The sequence below is a fragment of the Burkholderia sp. ZZQ-2 genome (genome assembly GCF_050768715.1).
GTDB lineage: Bacteria > Pseudomonadota > Gammaproteobacteria > Burkholderiales > Burkholderiaceae > Burkholderia > Burkholderia cepacia.
In genome coordinates this window covers 1-15,930 of the sequence record NZ_LDVA01000385.1, presented here as the reverse complement: position 1 = coordinate 15,930, position 15,930 = coordinate 1, and the positions used below count along the sequence as shown (strand labels likewise).

Below are 15,930 nucleotides of genomic sequence, written 5' to 3'. Positions count from 1 at the left end.
GGCGAGACCGTACGGGCGCTTTCAGAGGCGCCGCCCGCATGACGGCAGACGGCATGCGCGGCGAGTGCCCCGGCAGATCGACTTTCGAGCGGGAGACCGGGAGTGCTTCATCAAATCATCGACCGCAGGCTGGCCGGCAAGAACAAGAGCATCGCCAACCGCGAACGCTTTCTGCGTCGCGTCAAGAACTACATTCGTCGTGCCGTGTCCGACGCGGTGCGCGACCGTAGCATCAAGGATATCCAGAGCACGCAGAGCATCACGATCCCGCGCAAGGACATCGCGGAGCCGAATTTCCGGCACGCGCCTGGCGGGCGTCGTGAATACGTGCACCCCGGCAACGAGGACTACGTGCGCGGCGACAAGATCCCGCGCCCGCAGGGCGGCTCGGGCGGCGGAGGCAGTCAGGCGAGCAACGAGGGCGAAGGGCAGGACGACTTCGTGTTCGAGTTGTCGCGCGACGAGTTCATGCAGTACTTCTTCGACGATCTCGAACTGCCTCGCCTCGTGAAGACGCACCTGCTGACGGTGCCGAGCTGGAAGAACGTGCGCGCGGGCTGGTCGGCGGAAGGCACGCCGAACAACATCGACGTCGTGCGTTCGCTGCGCAGCGCACTCGGGCGTCGCATCGCGCTCGGCTCGCCGCTCGTCAACGAACTACGAGAGCTGGAGGCGCAGCTCGAGGCGATGAAGAGCGACCCGGAAGACCGGCGCGCGGAGATCGCGGTGCTCGAGGCCGAGATCCATCACCTGAAGGGGCGCATCTGGCGGATTCCGTTCATCGATCCGTTCGACCTGCGCTACATCAACCGCGTGAAGCAGCCGCAACCGTCGAGCCAGGCCGTGATGTTCTGCCTGATGGACGTGTCGGGCTCGATGGACGAGCAGCGCAAGGATCTGTCGAAGCGCTTCTTCATCCTGCTTTACCTGTTCCTCAAGCGTAACTACGAGCGCATCGAGGTGGTGTTCATCCGCCACCACACGCGTGCCGAGGAAGTCGACGAGGACACCTTCTTCCATTCGACCGAGAGCGGCGGCACGGTGGTGTCGAGTGCGCTCGAGCTGATGCGCAAGGTGATGAACGAGCGCTACTCGCCGACCGAGTGGAACATCTACGGCGCGCAGGCGTCCGACGGCGACAACTGGACTGACGATTCGCCCAAGTGTCGCAAAATCCTGGAAGAGGATATCCTCACGAAGGTGCGTTACTTCGCGTATATCCAGGTCGCGCCGGAAGAGCAGAACCTGTGGCTGGAATACGCGCAACTGGCCCTGTCTCAGCCGCATCTCGCGATGAAAAAAGTGGAATCGGCTGCCGACATTTACCCGGTGTTTCGCGAATTGTTCGAAAAGCAGGTGGAAATGTCATGACGACCCGCCATCTGCACAACGAGTCGCGCGGCTATGCGCCGCGCCCTTCCGGCGACGACACGGCCGGCCCTGCCGCACCGCAGCAACGCGGGCAGGCCGAACCGCCGCCGCCGGCCGCCGATTTGCCCGGCCCAGGGCAAAAGGAAGCGCGTATGAACGTTGCCGAACGCAAGCCGCTGCCGTGCCCGTCCGACTGGACGTTCGAATTGCTCGAGGAATACGACACGCACATCTCGCAGGTCGCCGAACAATACGAGCTCGACATCTACCCGATCCAGCTCGAACTGATCAGCGCCGAGCAGATGATGGACGCGTATGCGTCGGTCGGGATGCCCGTCAACTACCGTCACTGGTCGTTCGGCAAGCACTTCCTGTCGACCGAGAAGAGCTACCGTCGCGGCCAGATGGGCCTCGCGTACGAAATCGTCATCAACTCGAACCCGTGCATCGCGTACCTGATGGAAGAGAACACGATGACGATGCAGGCGCTCGTCATCGCGCACGCGGCGTACGGGCACAACTCGTTCTTCAAGGGTAACTACCTGTTCCGGCTGTGGACCGACGCGCACGCGATCATCGACTATCTCGTGTACGCGAAGAACTACGTCGCGGAATGCGAGGAGCGCTACGGTCTCGATCGTGTCGAGGAACTGCTCGATTCGTGCCATGCGCTGATGAACTACGGCGTCGACCGCTACAAGCGGCCGCAGAAGCCTTCGCTGTCGAAGGAGGCCGCGCTGCGGCGCGAACGCGAGGCGTACCTGCAGTCGCAGGTGAACGAACTGTGGCGCACGCTGCCGGGCAAGAAGCCCGAGCTGATGGAGGAGCAGGAAGACCGCTATCCGCCCGAGCCGCAGGAGAACCTGCTGTATTTCGCGGAAAAGAATGCGCCGCTGCTCGAACCGTGGGAGCGGGAAGTGATCCGCATCGTGCGCAAGATCGGCCAGTATTTCTACCCGCAACGGCAGACGCAGGTGATGAACGAAGGCTGGGCGACGTTCTGGCACTACACGCTGCTGAATACGCTGTACAACCAGGGGAAGCTGGAAGACAGCTTCATGATGGAGTTCCTGCATTCGCACAGCAACGTGGTCTACCAGCCGCCCGTCACGAAGCCGTACTACAGCGGGATCAACCCGTACGCGCTCGGCTTTTCGATGATGAGCGACATCCGGCGGATCTGCGAAGCGCCGACGGAGGAAGACTACAAGTGGTTTCCCGAGATCGCGGGCACCCCGTGGCTGCCGGCGATGCACTACGCGATGCGCAACTTCAAGGACGAGAGCTTCATCGCGCAGTACCTGTCGCCGAGCCTGATCCGCGACATGCGGCTCTTCTCGGTGCTCGACGACGACATGCGCGATTCGCTCGAGGTGTCGGCGATCCACGACGATTCGGGCTACCAGTATGTGCGGCAGGCACTGTCGAGGCAGTACGACATCCATCACCGCGAACCGAACATCCAGGTGTGGGCGGTGAACACGCGCGGCGACCGCAGCCTCACGCTGCGCCACTTCATGACCGACAACCGTCACCTGTCGAACGACAGCGACGAAGTGCTCAAGCACATGGCCCGGCTCTGGCAATTCGACGTGTTCCTGGAAAGCGTCGACGAGGCCGGTACCGTGCGCAAGCGCTACGAGTGCCGCTACGTGCCGCCGGAGGTGCGGATCTGAACATCGCCAGCGGGAAGTTTGCATCGAACGCCAGCCTGCGGGCTGGCGTTTTCATATGACGAACGCATGGCGGGAGAAAAATTTTCTACATCCGGACGAACCCGGAGAGCCTGTTACTTTACATTTCGCTAAAATCCCGTAGCGCCGTGCGCCGGAACCGGTGCCACGTTCGACCGCACGCGGCGGCCCAGCCGCCTCGCCCAGAAAGTACTACAAGGAACAGACCAATCCATGGACGTCCAGACCGAACAAGCCGCGCTGTCCGCGCATGACACCCGGCGGCGCGTGTTCGCCATCGTCGGCGCCTCGTCGGGCAACCTCGTCGAGTGGTTCGACTTCTACATCTACTCGTTCTGCGCGCTGTACTTCGCGCCGGCATTCTTCCCGAGCGGCAACACGACGACGCAGCTGCTGAACACGGCGGGGGTGTTCGCGGCCGGCTTCCTGATGCGTCCGATCGGCGGCTGGCTGTTCGGCCGCATCGCCGACCGCCACGGCCGCCGCAACGCGATGATGATCTCGGTGCTGATGATGTGCGGCGGCTCGCTCGTGATCGCGGTGCTGCCGACCTATGCGCAGATCGGCGCGCTCGCGCCGGCGCTGCTGCTGGTCGCGCGGCTGTTCCAGGGGCTGTCGGTGGGCGGCGAATACGGCACGAGCGCGACCTACATGAGCGAGGTGGCGCTGAAGGGCCGCCGCGGCTTCTTCGCGTCGTTCCAGTATGTGACGCTGATCGGCGGCCAGCTGTGCGCGCTGCTCGTGCTCGTGATCCTGCAGCAGACGCTGTCGGGCGACGAACTGAAGGCGTGGGGCTGGCGCATTCCGTTCGTGGTCGGCGCGGCGGCCGCGTTGATCTCGCTGTACCTGCGCAAGTCGCTCGACGAGACGTCGACGTCCGAATCGCGCGACAAGAAAAACGCGGGCACGATCCGCGGCGTGTGGCAGCACAAGGGGGCGTTCTTCACGGTGGTCGGCTTCACGGCCGGCGGCTCGCTGATCTTCTACACGTTCACGACGTACATGCAGAAGTACCTCGTGAACACGGCCGGCATGCATGCGAAGACGGCCAGCAACGTGATGACCGTCGCGCTGCTCGTCTACATGCTGATGCAGCCGGTGTTCGGCGCGCTGTCCGACCGGATCGGCCGCCGCACGTCGATGATCCTGTTCGGCTCGTTCGCGGTGATCGGCACGGTGCCGCTGATGCACGCGCTGAAGGACGTGACGAGCCCGGTGGCGGCATTCGTGCTGATCACGGTCGCGCTCGCGATCGTCAGCTTCTACACATCGATCAGCGGGCTGATCAAGGCCGAGATGTTCCCGCCGGAAGTGCGCGCGATGGGCGTCGGCCTGTCGTATGCGGTCGCGAACGCGATCTTCGGCGGCTCGGCCGAGTACGTCGCACTGTGGTTCAAGTCGATCGGCAGCGAGGAAACCTTCTACTGGTACGTGACCGTGCTGTGCGCGATCTCGCTGATCGTGTCGTGGCGGATGCGCGATCCGAGCAAGGAAGGGTACCTGCGTCACGAGCCGTGATCGACCGCGCGTCGTACGCATTCGCCTCATGACGAACGTCCCGCCAGCCGGCGGGACGTTTTTTTTCGGCGTTCGGTTACGCGGGCGGAGGCGGTGCGTGGTCGGGCGCCAGGTCGGCCACGCTCGACAGGATGCCTTGCTGGACCAGCCAGTCGAACATCTGCTCGACGATCGGCGAGCGCGACGGGCCTTCCATCCGCGACAGCCACCATGTGGTGCCGGGCAGGCGCGGGTAGTCGGCGAGCACGGTCAGCACGTGCTGGTCGAGGCCGGCCTGCGCGACGAGGCGCGGCAGGCACGCAATGCCGCGGCCGCGCTGCACGGCGTCCAGCACGAGCCGCTGGTCGTCGTAGATCGCCTGCATCCGGAAATCCGACAGCTGCTCGCGAAAGACGGTCGCCATGCGCTCGTCGGTCAGGCTCGCTTCGAGGCAGACGAGCCCCGCGTGCCGCGCGTGTTCGGCGCGCGGCACGCGGGCGAGCGTCTCGGCCAGCGGCGTCGCGCATACCGTCACCCATTCGTCCCGCATGAACGGAATATCGACCAGGCCCGGCTGCAGCATCGGCCGCGTGCCGATCGTCATGTCGACGTCAATCTCGTCGACGTAGCGCGCGGTTTCGTCGGTCGACAGCAATGGGCACAGGTCCGGCAGCGCCTGCTGCAACTGCTCGAGGCGCGGCTGCAGCCAGCCGTGCAGCAGCGGCGCCGGACACACCAGCACGACGAGCCCCGGGTTCAGGTAGGTCGCAATGCGGTCGAGCCCGCCGCGCAACGTGTCCATCGCGCGCTGGACGCTGCGCTGCAGGACCTCGCCGGCGATGGTCAGCTCGACGCCGCGGCCGCGCCGGCGGAACAGCGGTTGCCCGAGCTGTGCTTCGAGTTGCTGGATCTGATGGCTGATCGCCGACTGCGACAGGTGCAGCTCGTCGGCCGCGCGCGAGAAATTGCCCAGCCGGGCCGCGGCTTCGAAGCCGGTCAGTAGTTTCAGGGACGGAACGCGTTGCATCGAGATATGAGGTGAATTGATTGATTCGGCCAAAAAATATCAATATTCATCAAGTTTAACCTGGCGGAAAATCGCTCATCAATCACAACGGAGTCGGATCGATGGGTCGCTTTGATGCTCGCCAGCGCGGTTACCGGATGCCCGCCGAATGGGAGTCCATGCACGCGACGTGGCTCGGATGGCCGGTGCTCGACAATCGCGAGGACCTGTGGGGGGCGCATTACGCGCAGGTCTGCCGCGAATTCGCGCTGGTCGCGCGCACGATCGCGCGCTATCAGCGCTGCGTGGTCGCGGTGCACCACAGCCAGGCCGATGCCGCGCGCGAACTGGTGGGCCCGAGCGTCGACGTGCTGCCGGTCGCGGCCGAGGACAACTGGCTGCGCGATTGCGGGCCGATCTTCCTCGTGAGCGAACGGCACGGGCTGGGCGCGGCCGTGTTTCGCTTCAACTGCTGGGGCGAGAAGTACCAGCCGTACGACGGCTGCCAGCAGGCCGGTCAGGACATCGCGCGCGCGGCCGGCGCCGAGATCTTCAATTCGCACATGGTGCTGGAGGGCGGCTCGTTCTACGTCGACGGGCAGGGCACGCTGGTCACGACCGAGAGCTGCCTGCTGCATCCCAACCGCAATCCGCACCTGAGCCGCGCGGAGATCGAGGCGGAGCTGCGCCGCATGCTGGGCGTCGAGAAGATCGTGTGGCTGCCGGGCAACCCCGACGAAGTGGAGACGAACGGGCACGTGGACGGCATCGCGTCGTTCATCGCACCCGGCCGGATGCTGTGCCAGACCGCACTGCCGGAACAGGGCGACTATTTCCGCGTGATGCGGGAAAACCGCCGCGCGCTGGAGCTCGCGACCGATGCCGCGGGGCGCCGTTTCGAGCTGCTCGACCTGCCGTCGCCGATCGTCAGCGAACGCTTCGGCTCCGAGCGCTACTGCGACTGCTATGCGAACTACATTCTGGTGAACGGCGCGGTGATCGTGACCGCATTCGGCGTCGAGCAGGACGAGGCCGCACGCGACGCTTTCAGCCGGGCGTTCCCGACGCGCAAGGTGCAGATGCTGCCGATCCCGACGCTGTCGATCGGCGGCGGCAGCATCCACTGTTCGACGCAGCAGCAGCCGTCCGTCGCGCACTGAGCGACGTCCCGTCAGCGGTTTCCGGTTCCATCGAGGAGCAATCGCAATGCCGTCCAAACACATTACCGTCGCCGCCGTCCAGATGGCGTCGGGCAGCTGGAATCTCGAAGACAACATGGCCACCGCGGAGCGCCTGATCCGCGCGGCCGCCGCGCAGGGCGCGAATCTCGTGCTGTGCCCGGAGCTGTTCGCGATGCCGTACTTCTGCCTCGACCAGAACGTGCGCCATCTCGAACTCGCGCAGCCGTTCGAAGGCAACGCGCAGATCGCCCGTTTCGCGGCGCTGGCCGGCGAACTCGGCGTCGTGCTGCCGATCGGCTTCTTCGAGCGTGCGGGCAATGCCGCGTACAACTCGATCGCCGTGGCGAACGCGGACGGGCGCGTGCTCGGCGTCTATCGCAAGACGCATATCCCGGACGGGCCGGGTTATACGGAGAAGTTCTATTTCACACCGGGCGATACCGGCTTCAAGGTGTGGGATACGCGCTTCGGCCGGATCGGCATCGGTATCTGCTGGGACCAGTGGTATCCGGAGACGGCGCGTTGCCTCGCGCTGATGGGCGCCGAGATCCTGTGCTTTCCGACCATCATCGGCTCGGAGCCGTTCAGCAGTGCGTTCGATTCGTCCGGCCACTGGCAGCGCACGATGCAGGGCCACGCGGCCGCCAACATGGTGCCGGTGGTGGCGGCCAATCGGATCGGCCGCGAAGCCGGTTTCGGCAACGGCAATCCGCAGCAGCAGGGGCTCACCGGCGTGTTCTACGGGTCGAGCTTCATCGCGGATCACACCGGCGAGAAGCTGGCCGAGGCGAACCGCACCGACGAGGCGGTGCTCGTGCATACGTTCGATCTCGACGCGATCCGCGCCGACCGGCAATCGTGGGGCTTCTTCCGTGATCGCCGTCCGGAGATGTATCGCACGTTGCTGACCAGCGACGGCGTATCGTCCTGCTATCGATGAGGGAGGCCCGATGAAACGGCAAGGATGGTTGCGTGTCGCGGCGCCGGGCGTCGCGCTGTGCGTGCTGGCGGGAACGGCGCGCGCCGACGAAGAGAAGGTGCTGAACCTCTATAACTGGAGCAATTACTTCGCGCCGGATACGCTGGCCGGCTTCGAGAAGGAAACCGGCATCAAGGTGCGCTACGACGCGTACGACAGCGACGAGACGCTGCAGTCGAAGCTGCTGACCGGCAACAGCGGTTACGACCTCGTGTGGCCGACCAACGACTTCATGGCCCGGCAGATCCAGGCGGGTGTGTTTCGCAAGCTCGACAAGCACCGGCTGCCGAACCTGAAGTATCTCGATCCGTCGCTGCTGAAGCAGATGGCGCAGTCCGATCCCGGCAACCAGTACGGCGTGCCGTACATGTGGGGCACCGTGGGCGTCGGCTACGACCGCGCCAGGGTGCGCGCGATCCTCGGCCAGGACATGCCGGCCGACAGCCTCGACCTGCTGTTCAAGCCGGAGATCGCGTCGCGCGTCGCCGCGAAGTGCGGCCTGGGCCTGCAGGACTCCGCGAGCACAGTGCTGCCGCTGGCGCTGCGCTATGTCGGCCGCGATCCGATGCATCCGTCCGCGCAGGACTACGCGGCCGCGCAGGCGATGCTGATGAAGATCCGGCCATTCATCCGCGAGTTCGTGGGTTCGTCCGACGCCAACGAGCTGATCGACGGTGAGCTGTGCGTAACGGTCGGTTTTTCCGGCGCGATCAACCTGGCCGCGCAGAAGGCGAAGGCGCGCGATCCGAAGCGCGACGTCGTGTACGACATTCCGCGGCTCGGCACCCTGATGTGGTTCGATGCGATGGTCATTCCGGCATCCGCGAAACATTCGGACAACGCGCATGCGTTCATCAACTACATCCTGCGTCCGGACGTGATCGCGAAGATCTCGAACTCGACACGCTACGCGAATGCGAACCAGGGCGCGCTGAAGCTGATGGATCCGGCGCTGGTGCGCGATCCGGGCGTCTATCCGGACGAATCGACGCGGCGCAGGCTGTTCACGCCGATCGCCGAATCGCCGGCCGCGATGCGTCTCGAAGGCCGGACCTGGCTCGGCTTCAAGACGGCGCGACCGTGACGGCCCGCCCTGAAACAACCGAAACAACCGAAATAACCGGCAAGCGAAAGAGGAATGCCATGACTACACGACGTCAACTGTTGAAACGCGGCCTGTCCGTCTCGGGCGCGGCGCTGGCCGCCGGCGCGATGGGCGGGTTGTTCGGCCGCGCCGCGCATGCGCAGCAGGGCGCCACCTGGCACATGCCGGACGAAGGCGCGCCGCACACGGCGACCTGGATGGCGTTCGGCCCGAGCGCGGACATCTGGGGCGCGCGGCTGCTGCCGGTGGTGCGCGAGCATCTTGCCGCGGTCGCGAAAGCGATCGCCGCGCACGAGCCGGTCAAGATGCTGGTGCGGGAAGAGGATTACGCGGTCGCGTCGCGCCTGTGCGGCTCGTCGGTCGAGCTCGTCCAGCATCCGGTCGACGACCTGTGGATGCGCGACACCGGGCCCGTGTTCGTGAAGAACGCGTCGGGCCAGCTCGGTGGCGTGAGCTTCAATTTCAACGGCTGGGGCAACAAGCAGGAACACGACCAGGACGTGCAAGTCGCGCCGTTCGTGGCCGAACGCGCCGGTGCGCGGCTGATCGACACGAAGCTCGTGCTGGAAGGCGGCGGCATCGAGGTGGACGGCGAAGGCACGGCGATCATCACGCGCAGCTGCGTGCTCAATTCGAACCGCAATCCGGGCGTCAGTCAGGCCCAGTGCGAAGCCGAGCTGAGCCGCCTGCTCGGGCTGAAGAAGATCATCTGGTTGCCGGGCATCGCCGGCAAGGACATCACCGACGGGCATACCGATTTCTACGCGCGCTTCACGAGCCCGGGCGTCGTGGTGGCCGGGCTCGACACGGACCCTTCGTCGTACGACCACGCGGTGACGCGGCAGCATCTGGAGATCCTGCGGAAATCCACCGATGCGAAGGGGCGCCCGTTGAAGGTCGTCGTGCTGCAGGGCCCGAAGACCGTCCGGCACCAATACGAGAACGCGGAGTTCGCGGCCGGCTACATCAATTTCTACGTGTGCAATCGCGCGGTGATCGCGCCGCAATTTGGCGACAGCCGTGCCGACCGCAATACGCGCGACACGCTCGTCGACCTGTTTCCCGGCCGCGAGGTCATCCAGCTGAACATCGACGGCATCGCCGCGGGTGGCGGCGGCATCCACTGCACCACGCAACAGCAGCCGGCGTGAGCGTGTCGCGTCATATCGTTATCGAAATCGATTCGTTGTCCGTTGCGGACGATTTCCGTAACCTGAACCCGTAGTTCGTGTGACACCTCCTTGACTGGGATTCGCGCCCGCTGCGTGCAGCGGGCGTCTTTTTTTGTTCCGATCATTCGCGTGTCCAGGATATACAATCGCCAACGCCTGTCCGAGGCGCCATCGACGATTGAAAAAATATCCATGAAAGAACAACGATCATCCGTTCCGGGCCTGACGATCCTGCTGGCCGTCGTCAACCTCGCCGTCTTCGTGCTGATGTGGCGACAGGCATCGTACGGTGCGCTGACGAACAGTCTGCTGCTCGGCTGGGGCGCCAACTTCGCGCCATATACGCTGACCGGGCAGCCGTGGCGCCTGCTGACCAGCGCGTTCCTGCACGGCGGTTGGCTGCATCTGGCGCTGAACCTTTACATGCTGATCGTGCTCGGCACCGTGCTCGAGCGCGCGGGCGGCTCACTGCGGTTCGGCGTCGCGTACCTGCTGTCGGCGCTCGGCGGCTCGCTGCTGAGCGCGCTCTGGTCCGGGCATCACGAGGTCAGCACAATGCAGGTCGCGTTCGGCATCGTGATGCCGACGAGCGGCATCCGCCCGGTCGTCAGCGTCGGTGCGTCGGGCGCGCTGATGGGGCTGGCCGGCGCGGCCGCCGCGCTCGCATTGCACCGGCGTGCGGACCGCGGTCGCGATGCGGGCGTCGTCATCAATCTCGGCGCGGTGGCCCAGGTGATCGCCATCAACCTGGCGTCGGGATTCTTCATTTCCGGTATCGACCAGGCTGCGCATCTTGGCGGTGTCGTCACGGGTTTCGTCGCCGGCTGGATACTGTACGGTTTTCGTCCTTCGGGCGCTTCGCTGCGTGGCGCGGTGCTGCCGGTCACGCTGGCGGTGCTGGGTAGCGGCGTGATGTTGTTTGCGGCGCAGCGCGCGGGCAGCGCGGAGCTGCAGGAGCTACGCACGGCCGTGGATCGCGAGCGTGCGCAGGACGACGCGCGGCAGCAGGCGAAGCGCGATGCGGACACGATCGCCGAGCAGATCCGCGAGGACGAGCAGCATCGCGCCGCACCCGTGTCCGCGGAACTGGCCGCAGGCACGGTCGTTCCGGTCGGCAAGGGTACCTATGCAATGGTCATGGGAGCGTCGGGCAAGCGCCTGTACATCACCGACAACGACGAGAACACGCTCGTCGTCGTCGACGTCGACAAGCGCACGGTGGTCCAAACGATTGCCGGCGAGCCATTCAAGACGGGGCTCAACGGTTGTCCAAGCAACATGTGCCGCGGCCGCGGCGCGAGCGGAGTAGTTGTCAGCCCGGATGAGCGCTACGCGTATGTGACGTCGATGCGCGAGGACAGCGTCGTACGTATCGATCTGGCGAGCGGCAAGATCGTCGACAGTGCGGTGCTCGGTCGGTTTCCGCGTGCGATCGTCGCATCGGCATCGCACGACAGGCTCTACGTGCTGAACGGCGTCGACGATACGGTGTCCGTCGTCAGCATTACGCACTGGCCGCAGGTGGTCGCGACGCTGAAACTGGGTGATGGCGACGGGGCGGGCGTCGAGTTCGGGCGGTCACTGTCGATGTGGCTGTCGCCGGACGGCAAGCAACTGAATGTCAACGCGATGCAGAAAGGCACGATCGTCGCGTTCGATACGTCGACGAACGAGCCGCTCCGCTCGTATCCGCTCGATGCAGGTTTCATCCGGGCGGAACCGGGCGCGTCGGGCGCGGGAACATGGTTCTACGGCGCGTCGTCGGTCAAATGGGTGGACCCGGCGAGCCTGGCGTCGCTGAAGACCTATCCGGTCTGCCAGACTTCGGCACACAGCTTCGACGGCAGCGATGATGGCAAGCTGATCGCCGTGACCGCGTACGACGGTTCGCCGATGCGCGTGATCAAGGTGGCGACCCGCCGAACGGTCGGCGAATTTCCGGTGGCGGGCGGCGTGTCGCAGGTGATCTTCGCGCCAGACCATCGCACGCTCTACGCACTGGGCGCTGCGGGCACGCTGTCGTTCCTCAGCATGGACCGCTCGCTCGATTATCTGCAAGACACGGACGCAGGCGAATTCCTGTGTGCGGCGTCCGCGGACGGGGAAGAGGGCGCTGACGGCGCGTGACCGCGCCGCCAGCCTCATCACGAAACCCGCTGAGCAAAGCACCATTTGTTGGTTCGGATTCGCCGCACGCGCTGATACGTTAGCGGCTTCGCGACGACACACTCCGTCGCGATGTTCTTCGAACCGGGCCGCCGCGCGATCCGCGGCGGCCTTCATAACAAATCAGGTCGTGCTCATGAAAATCCACACTCTCGCTACGTGGCTCGTCGGGGCTGCGCTCATTACCGCAGGCACCGTCGCGCATGCGGACCGTCTCGACGATATCAAGAAGGCCGGCGTGCTGCGCGTCGCGACGTTCGACAGCAACCCGCCGTTCGGCTATGTCGACGGCAAAAGCAATCACATCGTCGGTCTCGACGTCGACTATGCGAAGGCGCTCGCCGACAAGCTCGGCGTGAAGCTGCAGCTCCAGCCGACCAATCCCGCGAACCGCATTCCGTTCCTGACGTCCGGCAAGGTCGATCTCGTGCTCGCGAACTTCACGATCACCGACGAGCGCGCGAAGCAGGTCGACTTCAGCATCCCGTATTTCTCGTCGGGCCAGCAGTTTCTCGCGAAGAAGGGCGTGCTGAAATCGGCCGACCAGCTGAACGGGCTGCGCGTCGGCGCCGACAAGGGCACGACCAACGAGATCACGCTGCGCGAGAAATTCCCGAAGGCGACGATCGTCGCGTACGACGACACGCCGTTCGCGTTCGCCGCGCTGCGCGCCGGCAACGTGCAGGCGATCACGCAGGACGGCCCGAAGCTGATCGGCCTGCTCGCGAACGTGCCGGACAAGCAGAACTACGAGATCCCGGCGTTCACGATCTCGAATGACTACATGGGCGTCGGCGTGCCGAAAGGCGAGACGCGCCTGCTCGGCTTCGTCAACGACACGCTGAAGGGGCTCGAGGCGAACGGCCGCGCCGTGCAGATCTACGACGCATGGTTCGGGCCGACGACGAAGACGCCGCTCACGCGCATCTTCCGGATCGGCGACAAGACCTGATCCGCATCGCACGCGCGCCGCGACCGGCCGGATCACCGGCCTCGCGGCGCTTTCCGTTTTCTTCCGATCGCGCGCTTCGCGCCCGCAACACAGCATGCTCGGGTTGGCTCCCAAATATCTGTCCTGGCTCTGGCAGGGCTTCCTGCTGACGCTCGGTCTCGCGGCCGCGTCGGCCGTCGCCGCGACCGCCGGCGGTCTGCTGCTCGCGGTCATGCGGCATGCGCGCGGCACGGCACCGCGCGCGGTGGCAGCCGCGTACGTCGTCACGTTCCGCAACACGCCGCTGCTCGTGCAGTTGCTGTTCTGGTATTTCGGTGTCGCGTCGCTGCTGCCCGACACGTGGGTCGCATGGCTGAACGCGCGCCATGCGTTGAGCATGGGTCCGTTCACGCTCGCATGGCCGTCGTTCGAATTCGTCGCGGGCTGGGTCGGGCTGAGCGCGTATACGGCCGCGTTCGTCGCGGAGGAATGCGAAGCCGGCCTGCGCGGCGTGCGGCGCGCACAGCACGATGCGGCGGCCGCGCTCGGCCTCACGCCGATGCAGTCGCTGCGCTACGTGGTGCTGCCGCAGGCCGTGCGCATCGCGTTGCCGCCGCTGTTCGGCCAGTACATGAATCTCGTGAAGAACTCGTCGCTTGCGATGGCGATCGGCGTGGCCGAGCTGTCGTATGCATCGCGGCAGGTCGAGACCGAAACGTTCAAGACCTTCGCCGCATTCGGCGTGGCGACCGTGCTGTACGTCGCGGCGGTGGCCGCGATCGAAGCGGGCGCGTATGCGGCGACGCAATGGCGCGACCGGCTGGGAGCGGGGCGCTGACGATGGATTTCTCGCTGCTGCTCGCCAATCTGCCGTACCTGCTCGTCGGCGCGTTCCCGGAAGGGCCGCTCGGCGGCGCCGCGCTGTCGCTGCTGCTCGCGATCGCGTCGGCCGGTGCATCGGCCGTGCTCGGCATCGCGCTCGGCGTTGCCATGGCGCTCGCGCGCGGCCCTGTGCGCGTGCTGCTGCTCGCGTTCATCGGCTTCTTCCGCGCGATTCCCGTGCTGATGCTGATTTTCTGGACCTACTTCCTGATGCCCGTGCTGCTGCACATGGACGTGCCGGGGCTCGCGACGGTCGTGTGCGCGCTCGCGCTGATCGGCGGCGCGTATCTCGCGCACGCGGTGCATGCGGGCATCGTCGCGGCCGGCGACGGGCAATGGCAGGCCGGGCTGTCGCTCGGTCTCACGCGCTGGCAGACGGTGCGCTACGTGCTGCTGCCGCAGGCGATCCGGATCATGACGCCGTCGTTCATCAATCAGTGGGTCGCGCTCGTGAAGGACACGTCGCTCGCCTATATCGTCGGCGTGCCGGAACTGTCGTTTGTCGCGACGCAGGTGAACAACCGGCTGATGGTGTATCCGGCGCAGATCTTCCTGTTCGTCGCGCTGATCTACCTGGTGCTGTGTACGTCGCTCGACGGCGCGGCACGCTGGCTGTTGTCACGCCGCCCGCGCACGCAACGCGCCGCGGATGCGGCGGCCGAGTACACGGAACCGGCGCGGTAACGGCGAGCCGCGGCCGCATCGACGTGCCGGTGAGGCGGCAGTGTCGGGGAATCTTCGCGGCGGACAACGCGCCGGGCTGGTCGGGCCCTACGGGCAGCACGCACAAGGAAGGGGGAGGGGCGGCCGCGCGCCGCTGTTCGTCGAGCGACGGCGGGCGGCCGGTGCGTCACGACGCGGCGTAGTGCGTATTGAAGACCGCGCGCAGCGTCGACGTGTCGGTCGCGAAATCGCCCCACAGCGGCCCGTCGTTCTGCGCGAACGCGAACGGCGCCGTATTGATCGACGCGAGACGGAAGCGCCATTGCGCCGCTTCCTGGCGGAATGCGGTGAGCTGCATGTCGGACAGCGCCGTCTGCGCGCTCGCCAGCGTGACGAGCGGGTCGACCGGGTTGTTCGCGACCCGCACCTCGAAGTGCAGGTGCGGGCCTGTCGCGGCGCCGGTCATCCCGACCGAGCCGATGCGCTGGCCCTGCTTCACGGTTTCGCCCGTCTTGAGGCCGTGCGCGAACGCCGACAGGTGCGCGTAGTAGGTCGAGTAACCGTCGGCGTGATCGACGATCACGTAGCGGCCGTAGCCGCCCGGATCGGTGCCGACGAACGACACGACGCCGTCGGCCGCCGCGTCGACGGGCGTGCCGGTCGGCGCGGCGAGATCGACGCCCGTGTGGAATGCCATCGCCTGCGACAGCGGATGGATGCGCTCGCCGAAGAACGAGCTGATGCGCGTCCATTTGACCGGCATCGTGAATGCGGCGGCTTCGAGCGGCGAGCCGTCGAGCGCGTAGTATGCGCCGTGCTCGGCGCCCGGCGCGCGGAACCAGATCGCGCCGAACGTGCGGCCCGCGACGCGCAGCTCGAGCGCGGTAAGGCGCGGCGTGCCGTCGTTCGTATCGAACGCGACGCGGTAGTAGTCGCCGCGTTGCGCGCTCGCGCGCATCGCGACCTTGCCGCTGACGAGATCGCCGAGCTGGATGCGCACCTCGGGCGGCACGTCGAGACGGTTCAGCGTGTCGGACAGCGTGAGCTCGATGTCGCCCGCGCGCATGCCGTGCCGGTTTTCGGGGGCCGCGAACTGGAACAGGTTCGCATAACCGAGCATGTCGTTGCGGTGCGCGCTGAGCGGCGCGAACAGGCCCGGCTGCTGGCTGCGGTCGTGGTGTTCGTCGGAATCGTTGCGCTCGCCGATCGTGCGGGCGAGCTCGCTCGTCACGAAATGCTGCGCGGTGGGAAACGGCGTGTCGGACAGCACGCGCTGCGGCAGC

13 protein-coding genes are annotated in these 15,930 nt (G+C 66.0%); 11 read left to right on the top strand and 2 right to left on the bottom strand.

Annotation, left to right across the window (positions count from 1 at the left end; all coding sequences use genetic code 11):
- The first annotated feature begins 102 nt into the window (after positions 1–102).
- The 3 genes from ABY44_RS39045 (at position 103) to ABY44_RS39035 (ending at position 4,583) form a co-directional block, all read left to right on the top strand.
- Complete coding sequence (locus tag ABY44_RS39045; protein ID WP_021163180.1) at positions 103–1,371, top strand: YeaH/YhbH family protein; 1,269 nt, start codon at positions 103–105, stop codon at positions 1,369–1,371.
- Positions 1,368–3,047, top strand: coding sequence for a SpoVR family protein (locus ABY44_RS39040; protein WP_027787471.1), 1,680 nt, complete (start codon positions 1,368–1,370; stop codon positions 3,045–3,047). The genes ABY44_RS39045 and ABY44_RS39040 overlap by 4 nt, the downstream gene beginning before the upstream one ends.
- Before the next feature lie 231 nt (positions 3,048–3,278).
- Positions 3,279–4,583 carry an MFS family transporter gene (locus ABY44_RS39035; RefSeq protein ID WP_021163178.1) on the top strand — a complete coding sequence of 435 codons (1,305 nt, stop codon included), beginning with the start codon at positions 3,279–3,281 and terminating at the stop codon, positions 4,581–4,583.
- Positions 4,584–4,659: 76 nt separating this feature from the next.
- On the opposite strand, the gene ABY44_RS39030 is transcribed toward ABY44_RS39035, so the two are convergent.
- Entirely contained in the window at positions 4,660–5,589 is a 930-nt protein-coding gene (locus ABY44_RS39030) for a LysR family transcriptional regulator (RefSeq protein ID WP_060172144.1), read from the bottom strand.
- 101 nt (positions 5,590–5,690) lie between these two features.
- On the opposite strand from ABY44_RS39030, the gene ABY44_RS39025 reads away from it, so the two are divergent.
- The 8 genes from ABY44_RS39025 to ABY44_RS38990 all read left to right on the top strand — a co-directional run bounded on the left by ABY44_RS39025 (position 5,691) and on the right by ABY44_RS38990 (position 14,668).
- Positions 5,691–6,728, top strand: a complete 1,038-nt coding sequence (locus ABY44_RS39025; RefSeq protein ID WP_060172147.1) for an agmatine deiminase family protein — start codon at positions 5,691–5,693, stop codon at positions 6,726–6,728.
- Positions 6,729–6,774: 46 nt separating this feature from the next.
- On the top strand, positions 6,775–7,689 hold the full coding sequence (aguB, locus tag ABY44_RS39020) for an N-carbamoylputrescine amidase (protein ID WP_060172149.1): 915 nt from the start codon (positions 6,775–6,777) through the stop codon (positions 7,687–7,689).
- Between the two features lie 10 nt (positions 7,690–7,699).
- A complete protein-coding gene (locus tag ABY44_RS39015) occupies positions 7,700–8,812 on the top strand; it encodes a polyamine ABC transporter substrate-binding protein (protein WP_060172151.1) in 1,113 nt (370 codons plus the stop codon).
- Positions 8,813–8,871: 59 nt separating this feature from the next.
- Positions 8,872–9,984: an agmatine deiminase family protein gene (locus ABY44_RS39010; RefSeq protein ID WP_060172153.1), complete on the top strand. Its 1,113-nt coding sequence runs from the start codon at positions 8,872–8,874 to the stop codon at positions 9,982–9,984.
- A 213-nt stretch (positions 9,985–10,197) separates the two neighbouring features.
- The gene (locus tag ABY44_RS39005; protein ID WP_060172155.1) at positions 10,198–12,132 is read left to right on the top strand and encodes a rhomboid family intramembrane serine protease; all 1,935 of its coding nucleotides are present in this window, start codon (positions 10,198–10,200) and stop codon (positions 12,130–12,132) included.
- A gap of 175 nt (positions 12,133–12,307) precedes the next feature.
- Positions 12,308–13,123, top strand: a complete 816-nt coding sequence (locus ABY44_RS39000) for an ABC transporter substrate-binding protein (RefSeq protein ID WP_059682687.1) — start codon at positions 12,308–12,310, stop codon at positions 13,121–13,123.
- 94 nt (positions 13,124–13,217) lie between these two features.
- Positions 13,218–13,940, top strand: coding sequence for an amino acid ABC transporter permease (locus ABY44_RS38995; RefSeq protein WP_027787462.1), 723 nt, complete (start codon positions 13,218–13,220; stop codon positions 13,938–13,940).
- A gap of 2 nt (positions 13,941–13,942) precedes the next feature.
- A complete protein-coding gene (locus ABY44_RS38990) occupies positions 13,943–14,668 on the top strand; it encodes an amino acid ABC transporter permease (protein WP_060172158.1) in 726 nt (241 codons plus the stop codon).
- A gap of 166 nt (positions 14,669–14,834) precedes the next feature.
- Here ABY44_RS38990 and ABY44_RS38985 read toward each other — a convergent pair.
- Positions 14,835–15,930 (bottom strand): M23 family metallopeptidase (locus ABY44_RS38985; protein WP_431643583.1); only part of this gene is annotated, 1,096 nt, incomplete at its 5' end.

What these genes read in the sequence shown, in the direction of transcription:
- ABY44_RS38990 (WP_060172158.1), top strand. Translation starts at nt 13,943, where the DNA reads ATGGATTTCTCGCTGCTGCTCGCCAATCTGCCGTACCTGCTCGTCGGC.
- ABY44_RS39015 (WP_060172151.1), top strand. Translation starts at nt 7,700, where the DNA reads ATGAAACGGCAAGGATGGTTGCGTGTCGCGGCGCCGGGCGTCGCGCTG.
- ABY44_RS39030 (WP_060172144.1), bottom strand. Translation starts at nt 5,589, where the DNA reads ATGCAACGCGTTCCGTCCCTGAAACTACTGACCGGCTTCGAAGCCGCG.
- ABY44_RS39000 (WP_059682687.1), top strand. Translation starts at nt 12,308, where the DNA reads ATGAAAATCCACACTCTCGCTACGTGGCTCGTCGGGGCTGCGCTCATT.
- ABY44_RS39025 (WP_060172147.1), top strand. Translation starts at nt 5,691, where the DNA reads ATGGGTCGCTTTGATGCTCGCCAGCGCGGTTACCGGATGCCCGCCGAA.
- ABY44_RS39005 (WP_060172155.1), top strand. Translation starts at nt 10,198, where the DNA reads ATGAAAGAACAACGATCATCCGTTCCGGGCCTGACGATCCTGCTGGCC.
- ABY44_RS39040 (WP_027787471.1), top strand. Translation starts at nt 1,368, where the DNA reads ATGACGACCCGCCATCTGCACAACGAGTCGCGCGGCTATGCGCCGCGC.
- ABY44_RS39010 (WP_060172153.1), top strand. Translation starts at nt 8,872, where the DNA reads ATGACTACACGACGTCAACTGTTGAAACGCGGCCTGTCCGTCTCGGGC.
- aguB (WP_060172149.1), top strand. Translation starts at nt 6,775, where the DNA reads ATGCCGTCCAAACACATTACCGTCGCCGCCGTCCAGATGGCGTCGGGC.
- ABY44_RS39035 (WP_021163178.1), top strand. Translation starts at nt 3,279, where the DNA reads ATGGACGTCCAGACCGAACAAGCCGCGCTGTCCGCGCATGACACCCGG.
- ABY44_RS38995 (WP_027787462.1), top strand. Translation starts at nt 13,218, where the DNA reads ATGCTCGGGTTGGCTCCCAAATATCTGTCCTGGCTCTGGCAGGGCTTC.